At 71.3% G+C, this 16358-nt stretch carries 11 protein-coding genes; 7 read left to right on the top strand and 4 right to left on the bottom strand.

The window, feature by feature from the left end:
- Position 1: 1 nt before the first annotated feature.
- From kdpA to MKK82_RS19250, 5 genes are all read left to right on the top strand, one after another.
- Positions 2-1717: a potassium-transporting ATPase subunit KdpA gene (gene kdpA / locus MKK82_RS19270; RefSeq protein ID WP_238286515.1), complete on the top strand. Its 1716-nt coding sequence runs from the start codon at positions 2-4 to the stop codon at positions 1715-1717.
- Between the two features lies 1 nt (position 1718).
- Complete coding sequence (locus MKK82_RS19265) at positions 1719-1916, top strand: hypothetical protein (RefSeq protein WP_238286514.1); 198 nt, start codon at positions 1719-1721, stop codon at positions 1914-1916.
- A gap of 56 nt (positions 1917-1972) precedes the next feature.
- Complete coding sequence (kdpB, locus tag MKK82_RS19260) at positions 1973-4063, top strand: potassium-transporting ATPase subunit KdpB (protein ID WP_238286513.1); 2091 nt, start codon at positions 1973-1975, stop codon at positions 4061-4063.
- A gap of 17 nt (positions 4064-4080) precedes the next feature.
- Positions 4081-4686 (top strand): K(+)-transporting ATPase subunit C, encoded by a 606-nt coding sequence (locus MKK82_RS19255; protein ID WP_238286512.1) that lies wholly within the window; start codon positions 4081-4083, stop codon positions 4684-4686.
- Between the two features lie 255 nt (positions 4687-4941).
- Positions 4942-7659 carry a sensor histidine kinase gene (locus MKK82_RS19250; protein ID WP_238286511.1) on the top strand — a complete coding sequence of 906 codons (2718 nt, stop codon included), beginning with the start codon at positions 4942-4944 and terminating at the stop codon, positions 7657-7659.
- Between the two features lie 42 nt (positions 7660-7701).
- Here MKK82_RS19250 and MKK82_RS19245 read toward each other — a convergent pair whose 3' ends face one another.
- The 3 genes from MKK82_RS19245 to MKK82_RS19235 are packed head-to-tail and all read right to left on the bottom strand — an operon-like array spanning position 7702 to position 12667.
- Positions 7702-9018, bottom strand: coding sequence for an NCS2 family permease (locus MKK82_RS19245; protein WP_243986474.1), 1317 nt, complete (start codon positions 9016-9018; stop codon positions 7702-7704).
- A 29-nt stretch (positions 9019-9047) separates the two neighbouring features.
- Positions 9048-11795 (bottom strand): molybdopterin-dependent oxidoreductase, encoded by a 2748-nt coding sequence (locus tag MKK82_RS19240; protein ID WP_238286509.1) that lies wholly within the window; start codon positions 11793-11795, stop codon positions 9048-9050.
- On the bottom strand, positions 11792-12667 hold the full coding sequence (locus MKK82_RS19235; protein WP_238286508.1) for an FAD binding domain-containing protein: 876 nt from the start codon (positions 12665-12667) through the stop codon (positions 11792-11794). The genes MKK82_RS19240 and MKK82_RS19235 overlap by 4 nt, the downstream gene beginning before the upstream one ends.
- A gap of 156 nt (positions 12668-12823) precedes the next feature.
- Between MKK82_RS19235 and pucL the strand changes: the two genes are divergently transcribed.
- Positions 12824-13666 (top strand): factor-independent urate hydroxylase, encoded by an 843-nt coding sequence (gene pucL, locus MKK82_RS19230; protein ID WP_238286506.1) that lies wholly within the window; start codon positions 12824-12826, stop codon positions 13664-13666.
- 351 nt (positions 13667-14017) lie between these two features.
- The gene (locus MKK82_RS19225) at positions 14018-15502 is read left to right on the top strand and encodes a PAS domain-containing protein (protein ID WP_238286504.1); all 1485 of its coding nucleotides are present in this window, start codon (positions 14018-14020) and stop codon (positions 15500-15502) included.
- Between the two features lie 14 nt (positions 15503-15516).
- Here MKK82_RS19225 and MKK82_RS19220 read toward each other — a convergent pair whose 3' ends face one another.
- Positions 15517-16236: a sensor histidine kinase gene (locus tag MKK82_RS19220; protein ID WP_238286502.1), complete on the bottom strand. Its 720-nt coding sequence runs from the start codon at positions 16234-16236 to the stop codon at positions 15517-15519.
- Positions 16237-16358 lie beyond the last annotated feature (122 nt).

Raw genomic sequence — 16358 nt, 5'->3', positions numbered from 1 at the left:
CATGAATCTCGACGGCTGGATCCAGATCGCGCTCTACGGCGCGGTCGTTCTGGCGCTCGTGAAGCCCCTCGGGTCGTACATGACCCGCGTCTTCACCGGTGAGCGCACCCTCCTCTCGCCCGTGCTCGGCCCCGTCGAGCGCGGGCTCTACCGGGCTGCGGGGCTCGATGCCCGCCAGGAGCAGCACTGGCTGGCCTACACCGGCGCGGTGATCCTGTTCCACCTGCTGGGCTTCGCGGTGCTCTACGCGATCCTGCGCCTGCAGGCGGTCCTGCCGCTCAACCCGGCCGATCAGGGCGCGGTGGCGCCGGACCTCGCGTTCAACACGTCGACCAGCTTCATCACCAACACCAACTGGCAATCCTACGGGGGCGAGACCACGCTCTCGTACCTGTCCCAGATGCTGGGGCTGACGCACCAGAACTTCCTGTCGGCGGCGACCGGCATCGCGGTGGCGGTCGCGCTGATCCGCGGCTTCGCCCGCGCCTCCTCGGGCACGATCGGCTCGTTCTGGGTCGATGTCACCCGCGCGACCCTCTACGTGCTCCTGCCGATCTGCGTGCCCTACACCCTGTTCCTCGTCTGGCAGGGCATGCCGCAGACGCTCGGCGCCTACGCCGACGCCACGACGCTGGAGGGGGCCCACCAGACCATCGCGCTGGGGCCGGTGGCGAGCCAGGTGGCGATCAAGATGCTCGGCACCAACGGCGGCGGCTTCTTCAACGCCAACGCCGCGCACCCGTTCGAGAATCCCACCGCCCTATCGAACTTCGTCCAGATGGTGTCGATCTTCGCGATCGGCGCCGCGCTCACCAACGTCTTCGGCCGCATGGTCGGCGACGAGCGCCAGGGCTGGGCGATCCTCGGCGCCATGGGGATCCTGTTCCTGGCGGGCGTCGCCGTCACCTACTGGGCCGAGGCCCACGGCAGCTCGGTGCTTAACGGCTTCGGGCTGACCGGCGGCAACATGGAAGGCAAGGAGACCCGCTTCGGCATCGCGGCCTCGGCGCTGTTCGCGGTGATCACCACGGCGGCCTCCTGCGGCGCCGTCAACGCCATGCACGACTCGTTCACGGCGCTCGGCGGCCTGATCCCGCTGCTCAACATGCAGCTCGGCGAGATCATCATCGGTGGCGTCGGCGCCGGCCTGTACGGCATGCTGATCTTCGTGATCGTGGCGATCTTCGTGGCGGGCCTGATGGTCGGCCGCACCCCCGAATATCTCGGCAAGAAGATCGAGGCGAAGGAGGTGAAGATGGCCATGCTCGGCATCCTCTGCCTGCCGCTGATGATGCTGGGCTTCACGGCGCTCGCCACCGTGCTGCCGGCGGGTCTCGCCGGCCCGGCCAATGCCGGCCCGCACGGCTTCACCGAGATCCTCTACGCCTACACGTCGGCGGCGGCCAACAACGGATCGGCCTTCGGCGGTCTGTCGGCCAACACGCTGTTCTACAACAGCACCCTGGCCATCGGCATGCTGGTCGGGCGGTTCTTCGTGAAGATCCCGGTCCTGGCGATCGCGGGTTCGCTCGCGGCCAAGAAGACGGTTCCGGCCTCCGCGGGCACGTTCCCGACCCATGGCGGCCTGTTCGTCGGGCTCCTCGTCGGCGTGATCCTGATCATCGGCGGCCTGACCTTCTTCCCGTCACTGGCGCTGGGCCCCGTGGTCGAGCACCTCGCGGGCGCGGCCGGCCAGACCTTCGCGACGGGGGGCTGAGATGCCCCGCGCCCTCCCCGCCCGGCGTCTGCCGCGCCACCACCTCGCGCTGCGCCGGCAACCACGGCGGCGCGACCGCGCCGCGTCCCAGCCGGTGCGGACCTCCGACCTCGTTCTGGCGCTCCTCGGCGTGGTGCTGCTCGGCGGCTTCGCCCTGCTGGCCGCCTACGCGCTGACGGCCGGCAGGCTGGCCTCCTGATCCCGACAGTGCCCGGCGCGCGGCGCCGAGTTCCCCATCCCTTCCGGACATCCCCCATGTCGCGTCAGACATCATCCCTGTTCAGCGCCGCCCTGATCGGGCCGGCCCTCCTCGGCTCCGTCAGGAAGCTCGATCCCCGCGCCATGATCCGCAACCCGGTCATGTTCGTGGTCGAGGTCGTGGCGGCGCTGACCACGGTCCTGTTCGCCCGCGACCTCGTCGCCGGCGGCAGCGACCTCGCATTCTCCGGCCAGATCATCCTCTGGCTCTGGTTCACCCTGATCTTCGCCAACTTCGCCGAGGCGCTCGCCGAGGGCCGCGGCAAGGCCCAGGCCGACAGCCTGCGGCGCACCCGCACCGAGATGACGGCCAAGCGCCTCAAGGGCCCCGGCGCGACCTACGAGACGGTGCCCGGCACCGCCCTGAAGGTCGGCGACGTCGTCCTCGTGGAGGCCGGCGACCTGATCCCCTCCGACGGCGAGGTGATCGCGGGCGTGGCCTCCGTGAACGAGGCCGCCATCACGGGCGAGTCCGCCCCGGTGATCCGCGAATCCGGCGGCGACCGCTCGGCCGTCACGGGCGGAACGCAGGTCCTCTCCGACACCATCAAGGTCCGCATCACCGCTGCCGCCGGCTCGACCTTCGTGGACCGCATGATCGCCCTGGTCGAGGGCGCCGCGCGCCAGAAGACGCCGAACGAGATCGCCCTGAACATCCTGCTCGCCGGGCTGACCATCGTGTTCGTCTTCGCGGTGGCCTCGATCCCGAGCTTCGCGAGCTACGCCGGCGGTGCGATCCCGGTGATCGTGCTGGTGGCCCTGTTCGTCACGCTGATCCCGACGACCATCGGCGCGCTGCTGTCGGCGATCGGCATCGCCGGCATGGACCGCTTGGTGCGCTTCAACGTCCTCGCCATGTCGGGCCGGGCTGTCGAGGCGGCGGGCGACGTCGACACGCTGCTCCTCGACAAGACCGGCACCATCACCCTGGGCAACCGGCAGGCCACCGAGTTCCGCCCGGTCTCCGGCGTCACCGAGCAGGAACTGGCCGACGCGGCGCAACTCGCCTCCCTGGCGGACGAGACGCCGGAAGGCCGCTCGATCGTGGTGCTCGCCAAGGAGAAGTACGGCATCCGCGCCCGCGACATGGCCGCGCTCAACGCCAGCTTCGTGCCGTTCACCGCACAGTCGCGCATGTCCGGCGTCGATCTGGAGACCGCGTCGATCCGCAAGGGCGCGGTCGACGCGGTGATCGCCTCCCTGTCCGGGGCGCCCATGGCGAGCCGGGGCTCGAACGCCGCTCTGGCCTTCCGGCCGGACCCGGAGACGGCCGCCGCCACGGAAACCCGCGCCATCGCGGAGGCGATCGCCAGGGCCGGCGGCACCCCGCTCGCGGTCGCCCGCGACGGGCGGCTGCTCGGGATCGTCTACCTGAAGGACATCGTGAAGGGCGGCATCCGCGAGCGCTTCGCGGAGCTGCGCCAGATGGGCATCCGCACGGTGATGATCACCGGCGACAACCCGATGACCGCGGCCGCCATCGCGGCCGAGGCCGGGGTGGACGACTTCCTCGCCCAGGCCACCCCCGAGGACAAGCTCGCGCTGATCCGGAAGGAACAGGCGCAGGGCAAGCTCGTCGCCATGTGCGGCGACGGTACCAACGACGCGCCCGCGCTCGCCCAGGCCGATGTCGGCGTCGCCATGAACACCGGCACGGTGGCGGCCCGCGAGGCCGGCAACATGGTCGACCTCGACAGCGACCCGACCAAGCTCATCGAGATCGTCGGCATCGGCAAGCAGCTGCTGATGACCCGCGGCGCGCTGACGACATTCTCCATCGCCAACGACGTGGCCAAGTACTTCGCCATCATCCCGGCGATGTTCCTGGGGCTCTATCCGCAGCTCCAGGCGCTCAACGTCATGCACTTGGCCTCGCCGCAGAGCGCGATCCTGTCGGCGATCATCTTCAACGCGCTGATCATCGTGGCGCTGATCCCGCTGGCCCTGCGCGGCGTGACCTATCGCGCCGTCGGCGCCGCCGCGCTGCTGCGGCGCAACCTCCTGATCTACGGCCTCGGCGGCGTCCTCGTGCCCTTCGTCGCCATCAAGGCCATCGACCTCGCCGTCACCGCCCTCCATCTCGCGTAAGGTCCCGGAGACCGCCCATGCCGAACCAGCTTCGCCCCGCTCTGGTGCTGCTCACCGCGCTGACGGTGATCACCGGCCTCGCCTACCCCCTCGCCATGACGGGCCTCGCCGGGGCCCTCTTCCCCGCCAAGGCCGCCGGTAGCCTGATCGAGCGCGACGGCAGGGTCGTCGGATCCAGCCTGATCGGTCAGAGCTTCACGGGTGCCGGCTACTTCCACGGAAGGCCCTCGGCCACCACGGCCCCGGACCCCGCCGATGCCTCCAAGACGGTGCCGGCGCCCTACAACGCCGCCAACTCGTCGGGCTCGAACCTCGGGCCCACCAGCGCGGCGCTGGCCGAGCGGGTCAGGGGCGACCTCGAGGCGCTGAAGGCCGAGAACGCGAAGACCCCGGTGCCCGTGAACCTCGTGACCACCAGCGGATCCGGCCTCGACCCGGACATCTCGCCCGAGGCGGCCTATTTCCAGGTTCCCCGCGTCGCCGGGGACCGCCACGTCCCGGAGGACCGCCTGCGCGATTTCGTGACGTCCCGCATCGCGGGCCGCACGTTCGGCATCCTCGGCGAGCCGCGCGTCAACGTGTTGGCGCTGAACCTCGCGCTGGACGAGCTCGCCCGCCGCTGAAGGCGAGCGGGGTCCGGTCCGCTCCCGCGTGGGATCGCGATCCTGTCGCCCGGTCCCGGTGCGGCGGAATCGTGAGATGTGGACACCGCTTACCCGCGACCGCATCCTGTGACGTCGCGCCGGTCGCGCCGACGGAGGCGTTCCGGGATCGCGCGGCGGCCGGAGGCCTCCGTCGAGGGCTCCGTTCGCCGTCGGCCCCACAGGATGCGGTCGCCGGGGGCGTGACGGAGCCGAACAGGCGCGCCGTGGAGAATCATGCCCGAGACCGGACGCGACCCGAACCGCCCCTCCCCCGAAGCGCTCCTCGAGGCGGCGCGTCGGGAGGAGCGGACCCGCGGCCGGCTCAAGGTCTTCCTCGGCGCGGCGCCCGGTGTCGGCAAGACCTACGAGATGCTCACCATCGGTCGCGCCCGGCTGAAGGCCGGAATCGACGTGGTGGTCGGCGTCGTCGAGACCCATGCCCGGGCCGAGACCGAGGCTCTGCTCGACGGGTTGGAGACGGTAGCCCGCCGCCCGGTGGCGTATCACGGCACCGTCCTCGACGAGATGGATCTCGACGCGTTGCTGGCCCGGCGCCCGGCCCTGGCCCTCGTCGACGAACTCGCCCACACCAACGCGCCGGGCTCACGCCACCCGAAGCGCTACCAGGATGTCGAGGAGCTGCTCGACGCCGGCATCGACGTCCTGACGACGCTGAACATCCAGCACGTCGAGAGCCTCAACGACGTGGTCGCGTCGATCACCCGTATCCGGGTTCGCGAGACGGTCCCGGACGGCGTGCTCGACCGGGCCGACGACATCGAGGTGGTGGATCTCAACCCCGACGACCTGATCCAGCGCCTCAAGGACGGAAAGGTCTACGTTCCGACCAACGCCGAGCGCGCGTTGAAGCACTACTTCTCGCGCGGCAACCTCACGGCCCTGCGCGAACTGGCGCTTCGGCGCACGGCCGATCGCGTCGATGACGAGCTGCTCGGCCACATGCGGGCCAACGCCATCCCGGGGCCCTGGGCGGCGGGCGAGCGGGTGCTGGTCTGCGTGAACGAGGATCCGCGCTCCGCCGGCCTCGTCCGCTACACCAAGCGGCTCGCCGACCGCCTGCACGCGCCCTGGACGGCGCTCTCCATCGAGGGCGCGCGCACGATGTCCCTGCGCGAGGCGCAGCGCGATCGGATCGCCGAGGCCCTGCGCCTGGCCGACCGGCTCGGGGGCGATGCCGTCACCCTCCCGGGTGGCCGCCGGATCGCGGACGACGCCCTGGCCTATGCCCGTTCGGCCAACGTGAACCACATCGTGGTGGGCAAGGCGAACCGGTCGCGGCTGTTCGAACTGCTGCACGGCTCGGTGGTCCACGACCTGCTGCGCGACAGCGGCAACATCAGTGTGCACGTGGTTCCGGGGGAAGCGGCGCCCGCCGACAGGCAGACGCGCCGCGCGATCACGATGGCCGCACCGCGCCGCGGCTTCAGCCTCGGTCCCTATGCCGGGGCGCTCGCCGCGATCGCGGCCGGCCTGGCGAGCGCCATCCTGGCCCAGCCCTACGCGGGCGTCGAGAACGCCGACCTGTTCCTGCTCACCGCGGTCGTGTCGGTCGCGGTGCGCTGGGGGCTCGGCCCGGCCCTCGCCAGCGTGGTGGCGGCTTCGCTCGCCTACAACTTCTTCTTCCTGCCGCCGGTCTACACCCTCACGATCGCCGACCCGACCAACGTCGCCGCGTTCCTGCTGTTCACGCTCGTGGCGGTGCTGGTCTCGAATCTGGCCGCCCGCGCCCGCCGGGTCGCCGTGGTCAGCCAGGGCCGAGCCCGGGCCACCGAGCGCCTGTTCGGCTTCTCCCGGAAGCTCGCCGCCTGCGGTACCCTCGACGACGTGCTCTGGGCCACGAGCGCCCAGGTCGCCGCGATGCTGAAGGTCCGCGTCGTCCTCCTCCTCCCCGACGGCAAGGCCGTGACGGTCATGGCCGGCTATCCGCCCGAGGACAGGCTCGACGAGGCCGACGTGGCGGCGGCACAATGGGCCTTCGACAACGAGCGTCCGGCCGGCCGCTGCGCCGACACGCTGCCGGGCGCCAAGCGCCTGTTCCTGCCGATGCGCACCGGCCGGGGCACGATCGGGGTGATCGGCCTCGACGCCGACGGCGCTGGTCCGATCCTGACGCCGGAGGGCCGGCGCCTGCTCGATGCGCTCGCCGACATGGGCGCGCTCGCCATCGAGCGCGTGCGCCTCGTCGAGGATCTCGACCGGGCCGAGCGGGCCGCCGAGACCGACCGGCTGCGCCAGGCGCTGCTCACCTCGATCAGCCATGACCTGCGCACGCCGCTCGCCTCCGTGCTGGGCGCGGCCAGCACCCTGCGCGACCTCGACGCGGCCCTCGCGCCCGACGCGAAGGCGGAGCTGCTCGGGACCGTCATCGGCGAGGCGGAGCGCCTCAACCGCTTCATCGCCAACCTGCTGGACATGACCCGCCTGGAGGCCGGCGCGGTGGCGCCGAACCTGTCCGCCCAGGACGTCGCCGAGACGATCGATACAGCCCTGCGCCGGACCGACAAGATCCTGGCCGGGCATGCGGTGGCGGTCGAGGTCGCGCCGGACCTGCCGCCCCTCGCCCTCGATCCGGTCCTGTTCGAGCAGGTCCTGGTCAACCTGCTCGACAACGCCGCCAAATACGCGCCGGCGGGCTCGACCGTGACCCTACGGGCCGCGCGCGAGGGCGAGTCCGTGACAATCCGGGTGCTGGACGAGGGCGACGGCCTGTCCGGGGCGGATGCCGAGCGGATCTTCGACAAGTTCTACCGCGTCCAGAAGGGCGACCGGGTCCGGGCCGGCACGGGGCTGGGGCTCGCCATCGCACGCGGCTTCGTCGAGGCGATGGGCGGGACCGTCACAGCCGGCAACCGCCCCGATCGCCGCGGGGCCGGCTTCACCGTCACCCTGCCGGTTCCGGCTCGCGGCGCCGCCGAGGGCATCGCCGCCTGACGCTCGCCTTCCGCTCGGGGCCGGCGCGGCCGGGCCGGTGGCTCAATGCGCCCCGCCCGTCTCCACGAGCTTGAACAGGAACACGGCCGCGATCACCCAGACCACCGGCTTCACCTCACGGGCCCGCCCGGCCAGCAGCTTCAGCACCGCGTAGGTGATGAAGCCGAACGAGACGCCGGTGGCGATCGAGTAGGTGAACGGCATGAACAGCGCCGTGACGCAGGCGGGGATCGCCTCGGTGCGGTCATCCCAGTCGAGCGCCACCAGCTCCCGGATCATCAGGCAGGCCACGTAGAACAGGGCCGGCGCCGTGGCGTAGGGCGGCACCGCCGCGGCCAGCGGGGCGAGGAACAGGCAGGCGAGGAACAGCAGCGCCACGGTGGCGGCGGTCAGGCCGGTGCGGCCGCCCTCCTCCACGCCGGAGGCGCTCTCGAGGTAGGCTGTCGCGCTCGATGTGCCGAGCAGCGAGCCCGCGAAGACCGAGACCGAATCGGCCATCAGCGCCCGGTCGAGCCGGCGCATCCGGCCCTCGGTCAGCAGCCCGGCGCGGCTCGCCACCGCCATCAGCGTGCCGGTAGCGTCGAACAGCTCGACCAGGAACAGCACGAGGATCACGTTGAGCAGGCCTGCCGACAGGGCGGCCGGCACGTCGAGGGCGAACAGGGTCGGGGCGATCGAGGGCGGCAGGGCGACGATCCCCTGGAAGGCGTTGTCCGTCATCCCGAAGCTCAGCGCCGTGACGGTGAGGATACTGGCGAGCAGGGCCGCCCGCACCTTCCGGGCGGACAGGACGGCGACCATCAGGAAGCCGATCACCGCCAGCACCGCCTCGGGCTTGTGCAGGTCGCCCAGGGTGACGAGGGTCGCCGGGCTCGCCACGACGAGACCGGCGTTCTTGAGGGCGATGATCGCCAGGAACAGGCCGATCCCCACGGTCATCGCGACGCGCATCGAACGCGGGATCCCGTCGACGATGAGCGCGCGCAGGCCCGTCAGGGTGACGATCAGGAAGCACAGGCCGGAGATGAACACCGCTCCGAGGGCGGCCTGCCACGTGAAGCCCAGCCCCTGGACCACCACGTAGGTGAAGTAGGCGTTGAGCCCCATGCCGGGGGCCAGGGCGATCGGGTAGTTGGCGCTGAGCGCCATGATCAGCGAGCCCAGGGCCGACACGAGGCAGGTCGCCACGAAGACCGCCCCCCGGGGCATGCCGGCCTCCGCCAGGATGCTCGGGTTGATGAAGACGATGTAGGCCATCGTCAGGAAGGTCGTCAGCCCGGCCAGCACCTCCGTACGGACGGTCGTGCCGTGCTCCGCCAGCCGGAACCTGCGCTCCAGGAGGCCGCGCAGGCCGGACATCCGCGCCGGGTCCGCGGGCCGCGCCTCCGTCACAGCGTTTCCGCCAGGCCGCCCGCCAAGCTGCCGGCCACGGCCCGGTAGATCCGGTCGGCCGCGAACGGCGTCGCCGTGAGCCGGGCGCCGGTGGCGTCGCGGATGGCGTTGCCGAGCGCCGCCGCGACCGGGTTGAACGGCGATTCGCTCATGGATTTGGCGCCGAGCGGCCCCACGCTGTCATACGTGTCGGCGAACAGGACCTCGGTCTCCGGAACGTCGGCGCAGGTCGGGATGTGATAGTCGCGGAACGTCTGGGTGACGACCCGGCCGCCGTCGTCCAGCGTGAGATCCTCGTAGAGCGCGGCGCCGATCGCCTGTGCCACGCCGCCCTCGACCTGGCCGCGGCACTGCATCGGGTTGATCACGCGCCCGGCATCGGCGGCGTGGATGCTCCGGAGGATGCGGACCTCGCCGCTCACCGGGTGGACGGCCACCCGGAAGGCCTGGACGTTGAACGCCACCGAGCGCGGGCTGCCGTCGGCCCGGCCGCTCGCCTCCAGCGGGCCGATCGCCGCGAGCGGAACCGCTGCCACCGGCGTCTCGACCGCCGCGCCGGCCAGCCGACACGCCGTCGGCGCCGCGCCGGTGAGCTCCGAGGCGCGGCCGCGGATCCGATTCAGCAGGGCCTCGGCGGCGCGCAGGGTCGCGAGGCCCGCCACCACGATGCCGGTGCTGCCGTAGGCGCCCGTATCGTGGCCGACCGCGTCGGTGTCGGCGCCCACGATGCGCACGCGCTCCGGCGCGATGCCGAGCGCCGAGCCGGCGATCTGCCGGTGCACGGTGCTGGTGCCGTTGCCGAATTCGGCCGTGCCCACCCGGATGGTGACACTGCCGTCGACGGCGAGGCTCGCCCGCGCCTCGGCGTGATGCCCGCGAGGCGGGATCGTGTCGATCATCGCCATCGCCATGCCGGAGCCCGCGCACCAGCCGGGCTCCGGCTCCGGTCCGGGATCGGCCTTGAGCGCGTCCTCCACCAGGGACAGGCACTGATCGAGCCCGTAGCTGCCGTACTGGACGTCGTGCGGGGCGAGGCTGTGCGCGACCAGCGGGTCGCCGGGCTTCACGGCGTTGATCCGGCGCAGGGTGAAGGGATCGATCCCGAGGGCGCGGGCGACCTCGTCGAGGGCGGATTCCAGCGCGAAGATCGTCTGGCTCAGGCCGTAGCCCCGGAAGGCGCCCGCCGGCAGCGTGTTGGTGTAGACCGCGCGGCCCGTGACCCGCTTGTTCGGGCAGGCATAGGCGGCCAGAACCTCGTTGCAGCCGTGATGGAGCACGCCGCCCGCGTGGTTGGCGTAGGCGCCCGTGTCGGCCAGCACGTCGAGGCTGAGCGCCGTCAGGGTGCCGTCCCGGCGTGCGCCGACCTTGACGCCGACGCGCATCGGGTGGCGCGTCGGCGTCGCGATGAACTGCTCCTGCCGGGTCAGCTCCCAGCGCACGGGACGGCCGGTGCGCAGGACCGCCAGGGCGACGAGATCCTCGGTGAGCATCTCCTGCTTGCCGCCGAAGCCGCCGCCGACGCGACCGCAGACGACGCGCACGGAATCCCGCTCCAGGTCGAACAGCGCGCACAGGGCGTCCCGGGTCAGGAAGGGCACTTGGCTGCTCGTGCGCAGGGTCAGCCGCCCGTCCGGATCGCGCCAGCCGACGCAGCCGTGCGTCTCCAGGGCGGCGTGCTGCAGGCGCTGCGACTGGAAGGTCTGCGCGTAGACGAAGTCGGCCCGCGCGAAGCCAACATCCACGGCGCCGACCTCGCCCCGGACCTCGGCGGCGAGGTTCGGGTGGCCTGCGCCGGCCTGCGGATCCCCCTCCGGGCGGTCGGCGGGATCGTGGACGCGGGGCGCGTCGGGCAGAAGCGCCCGGGCCGGATCCAGGAGCGCGGGACGCAGGTCGTAGCGCACGCGGAGCGCCCGGCAGCCGGCCTCGGCGGCGGCCTCGGTCTCCGCGACCACCGCGGCGACCCTCTGGCCGACGAACCGCAGGATCGGGTCGAGGACGAGGGTGTCGGCGGCGTCGTCGCGGGGGTCCTGATGGCGGGCGGTGGAGAACCGGCGCTGCGGCGCGTCCGCGTGCGTGAGCACCGCCACGATTCCCGGGATCGCGAGCGCCGCCGACGCGTCGATCGCCGTGACCCGGGCATGGGCGTGGGGCGATCGCAGCACCTTGAGGTGCAGCGCCGCGTCGGCCGCGCTATCGAAGGTGAACCGGGCTTGCCCGCGCACCACGGCGGGCGCCGCCGGTGCCGGCAGGTTCTGTCCCACAGGGTCACCCGCTCCGCACCATTGATCTGCCTGCGCGATCCCCGCGACGGCATCCCGGACGGCGCGATAGCCGGTGCAGCGACACAGGTTGCCCTTGAGGGCGGTGCCGAGATCCTGCCTCTGTCCCTGGTCGAGGCAGGCAACCGTCATGATCATGCCGGCCGTGCAGAAGCCGCACTGGAAGCCCTGCGCCGCCAGGAAGGCGGCCTGCACCGGGTGGAGCGCCGGGGCCTCGGCATCCCCGGGTCGGCACGGTCCTGCGAGCCCCTCGATGGTGGTGACGCTGCGTCCCTCGGCGCGGAAGACCGGGATCAGGCAGCTCTGCACCGGTTCGCCGTCGAGATGGACCGTGCAGGCGCCGCAATCGCCTGCATCGCAGCCCCTCTTGACGCCGAACCAGCCGGCCTCGCGCAGGAACGTGCGCAGGCACTGCCCGGGCCGAGCCGCGCCGTCATGGACGTGCCCGTTGACGGTAAGCCTCACGGGCCGGCTCCCTCGGCCGGTGCGGCGCCGAGCGCCGCGTGGATCTCGTCGGCCGGTGCGTCGCCGAGCGCGGCGCGGATCTCGTCGGCGAGGTGCCGGGTGACGTGACGGCGCCAGTCCGGCCGACCGTGCACGTCGTCGTGATAGAGCGCCTCCGGGATCGCGTCGTCGATGGCCCGCGCCAGGGCCGCGGGCCCGGGCAGCCCCTCGAAAGTGAGGCGCAACGGCCGCCGCACCGAGGCCGTGACGGTGAGCGCGAAGGCGCCGTCCGCATCGCGGGTCCCGATCAGCAGCGCTCCCGATCGCCCGTTCGCGCTGAGGCTGGTGCGGCGGAACGCCGTGCGGCGCGCGAGGGCCACCGCCGGGATCCGCACGTCCCGGAGAATCTCGCCCGGTTGCAGGATCGTGTGCCGCGGACCGAGGACGAACTCCGTCGTGGCGAGGCCCCGCTCGCCCCCGCCCGGGGACCAGATCGTGCAGGTCGCCTCCAGGGCGGTGGCGAGCGCGATCATCGGCCCGGCCGGGAGGGCCAGGCACAGGTTGCCGCCCACGGTGGCGGTGTTCCAGATCTTGAAGGAGCCGAGCAGGGCCCGGCAGCACTGCCCTATGAGCGGGGCGGCGATCCAGGCCGGGGGCAGCGCCAGCCGGTCGAGCTGCGCGATCGTGCAGGTCGCCGCGAGGGTCAGGCCGTCCGCGGTGATGGTGTGCGGCGGCCAGCCGAGGCTCGCGAGGTCGAGGAGACGCCGCGTCGCGGGTTGCGGCTCGGAGAACAGCCACGTACCGCCGCCCAGGCACGCATCGCCGTCCCGCCACGCCGGCAGCTCGCCCCGGCTGCGCGGCTGAAGGATGGCTTCGATGGTGTTCAGGTCCATGCTCTCTCCTGAACCGGAATCACGCGTCCGAGCCGGGCAGTATGCGGACCGGCCGACGGCCGCGGTCAAGTCGCACGCCAACCGGTCTTGGAGCCGCCGCCACCCAGGCCCTAAGCTCACGCATCGTCCGTGCCGCGGTTTGCCGAGGAGATCCCCATGCCCCTGATCGCGTCCCGCTACGGCAAGGAACGGGTTCGGGTGCTGCGCCTCGCCCGCGACGGCGACCACCATGTTCCGCGCGAGCTGACGCTCTCCGTGATGTTGACCGGCGACTTCGACGCAGCCTGGACCGCGGGCGACAATCGCGCCTGCATCGCCACCGACAGCGTGAAGAACATCGTCAACGTCACCGCGGCCCGCCACCTCGCCGCCGATGCCGAGGGCTTCGTCACCGCCGTGGCGCAGGTGCTGCTCGATACCTATCCGCAAGTGGAGGCGGTCTCGATCGAGGCCGAGGAGACCCGGTGGAAGCGGCACCTCGTCGACGGCGTGCCGCACGGACACACCTTCACGCGCGACGGCAACGGCTTCGGCTTCGTCGGGCTGGGGGCGAGCCGGGCGGGCTCGTCCCTGCATTCGGGGCTGCGCGGTTTCACCTTCATGAAGACGACGCAGTCCGGCTGGTCCGGCTTCGTCGATGACGGATACCGCACCCTGCCCGACACGGAGGATCGCATCGCCGCGACCAGCATGGACGCGACCTGGACGTGGTCGGGCACCCCGCCGGACTACGCCGCGGCGAATGCCCGGATCCTGGCGACCATGCTGACGGTATTCGGCACCACGTACAGTCGAGGTGTGCAGGACAGCATGTACCGGATGGGCGAAGCAGTGCTCGCCGAGGTCGCGGATCTCGCGGCCATCACCTTCGTCATGCCCAACAAGCACTACCTCCCCGTCGACCTCAAGCCGTTCGGGCTCGCGAATGCGGGCGCCGTCTTCCTGCCGACCGATGAACCCTACGGTCGGATCGAGGCGACGGTCAGTCGCAGCCGCTGAAAATGTCGCAGCCCGTCTTCCGACGGACCGTCGGATGCGTCCAAACTTGGATATGCAACCACAGGTGGGCGATATTTAACAACATGCGCTAAGGTCTTGCAATCTCCAGATGCGTTGAAACGGGGCGCTACACAACCGTTGGCGCAAGTTTACGTGGGCGCCCAAGATCAGATCGGGCGTCTTAACTGTTGTTCAAGGCACCATCTGATAGATCCGATGTGAAACGGGTCGGGTCAGCTGCGTGGCGGTCTGCATCAATCCAGTCGCTACTGAAATTTACATCGCAGATCTGATCGGTTCGAAAAAGCGCGCGCTCTATCGCGTAGAACGCTCAAATACTTGGAGGAAGCCATGTTCGCGCGCTTGAGGAGCCGCCGAGACCAGCATGCCAAGCTGGCCGCGCTGAGTCGATCGCTCGCCACGATCGAGTTCGCGCTGGACGGCACCATCCTGGATGCCAACCAGAACTTCCTCGGGGCGATGGGCTACACGCTGGAGGAGATAAGAGGCCGCCATCACGGTCTGTTCGTCGAGCCGGGCCACCGGGAGAGCGAGGCCTATCGACAGTTCTGGGAGCGGCTGCGGCGCGGCGAGTTCCAGACCGCCGAGTACAAGCGCATCGCCAAGGGCGGCCGGGAAGTCTGGATCCAGGCGAGCTACAACCCGGTGCTCGACGCGACCGGGGCGCCGGTCAAGATCGTGAAGTTCGCCACCGACATCACGGCGCACAAGTTGCGCTCCCTGGATCTCGAAGGGCAGATCTCCGCGCTGCACCGCTCCCAGGCGGTCATCGCCTTCGGCCTGGACGGAACCGTGCTGAGTGCCAACCAGAACTTCCTCGACGCGGTCGGGTACCGCCTCGACGAGATCGTCGGTCGCCACCACGGCATCTTCGTCAGCGAAGCGGATCGTGCCAGCGAGGCTTACCGCGCCTTCTGGGCTGCGCTGGCCCGCGGCGAATACCAGTCCGGCGCGTACAAGCGCCTCGCCAAGGGCGGCCGGGAGGTCTGGATCCAGGCGACCTACAACCCGATCACCGATGCCGACGGCCGGCCCGTCCGGGTCGTGAAGTTCGCCACCGACATCACCGTGCAGGTCAACGAGCGACAGCGCCGGGCGGAGACCCAGCGGGCGATCGGCCATGACCTCGATGCCATCGGTCACGCCGTCGCGGATGTCACGCGGCAGACGGGCGAGGCGGCGGCCACGGTCGGTCGGGTCTCCGACGACATTCGGTCCGTGGCATCCGGCGCGGAGCAGCTGTCCGTCTCGGTGGACGAGATCAGCCAGCAGGTGAGCCACGCCGCGGGGATTGCCGGTCAGGCGGTCGATCAGGCGCAGCGCACCGGACGCATCGTCGCCGGCCTCAGCGAGCAGGCCACGCAGATCGGCGACGTGGTCGGGCTGATCTCCGGCATCGCCGCGCAGACCAACCTGCTGGCCCTGAACGCCACGATCGAGGCGGCCCGCGCGGGCGAGGCGGGGCGCGGCTTCGCGGTGGTCGCCAGCGAGGTCAAGACCCTGGCCGAGCAGACCGGCCGGGCGACCGACCAGATCCGCGGGCAGATCGCGTCGACCCAGTCGGCGACCCGCGAAGCGGTCGACGCCATCGGCATCATCCAGGGCACGATCAGCACGCTGAGCCAAGTGTCCTCCACCATCGCGGCGGCGGTGGAGGAGCAGTCGGCGGTGACGCGGGAGATGTCCGGCAGCATGCGGGCCGCGTCGCAGGGCGTTTCGGCGATCTCGTCCGGTATGGACACCATCGCCCAGGCGAGCGAACGGGTCGACCATGCCACCCGGCAGGTGCGCGAGGCCTCGCACGCCCTCGCCTGAGCGGGTCTGAAGTCTCAGTCCGCCTCGCCGTTCTCCTCGGCGCCGGTCTCGTCGACGACGCGTCCCACCCGGGAAACGAGGGGAAACGTCACGGTGCAGCGCAACCCGTCGGGCTCGAAGGCGAGGGCGACGCGGGCGCCGAGCTCGTAGTTCAGCATGTCGTTCAGGACCTGCATGCCGAAGCCCTGCCGCGTCGGCGGGGCGATGCCGGAGCCGCCCGTCTCGTTCCAGACGAGGCTCAGGACGCCCGGGCCCTTCGGGTCGTCGCCCTCCACCACCCACGCCACATCGACCTCGCCCCCGGCGCGGCCGAAGACTCCGTGCTCGACGGCGTTGCTCGAGAGTTCGTGGATCGCGAGCGCCAGCAGTTGCGCGGCCTTCGGCCGGAGCTTCACCGATGGCCCGGACAGCGCCGCCTGTTCTCCCTCGCGGATGAGGTGAATCATCAGCTCGTCCGAGATCAACGTGTGCAGGTTGACGTCGCCGAACGTGTCGGTGGCGACCCGGACCCGCGCGATGGCGTCGAGCCGTCCTTCGAGGTGGGTCGCGTAGCCCTCGACGCTCTCCGCCGTCTCGGCTGAGAGGCGCAGAACCGCCCGCAGCATCGCCATTGTGTCGCGCAGGCCGTGGCGCAGTCCGTCGGGTGTGCCCGTCGTATCCAGGAGGCGGCGCAGGCGCGCATTATCGGCCTCCAGCCGCGCGAGGCGAGCCGCCATGTCGTCAGCCTCTGCCATGCAGGCCTACTCCGCGGGAAACGCTCTGACGGTGGGCGGCTCAGAGGATACTGGCGACGCCCGGGAAAGCATCACGCCTCGACGAATGGGGGTCAACTGTGCCGACGGGCGGGCCCGTGCGC

The sequence above is a fragment of the Methylobacterium sp. E-046 genome, assembly GCF_022829625.1.
Classification (GTDB): domain Bacteria; phylum Pseudomonadota; class Alphaproteobacteria; order Rhizobiales; family Beijerinckiaceae; genus Methylobacterium; species Methylobacterium longum.
This window is presented reverse-complemented; position numbering and strand designations above follow the sequence as displayed.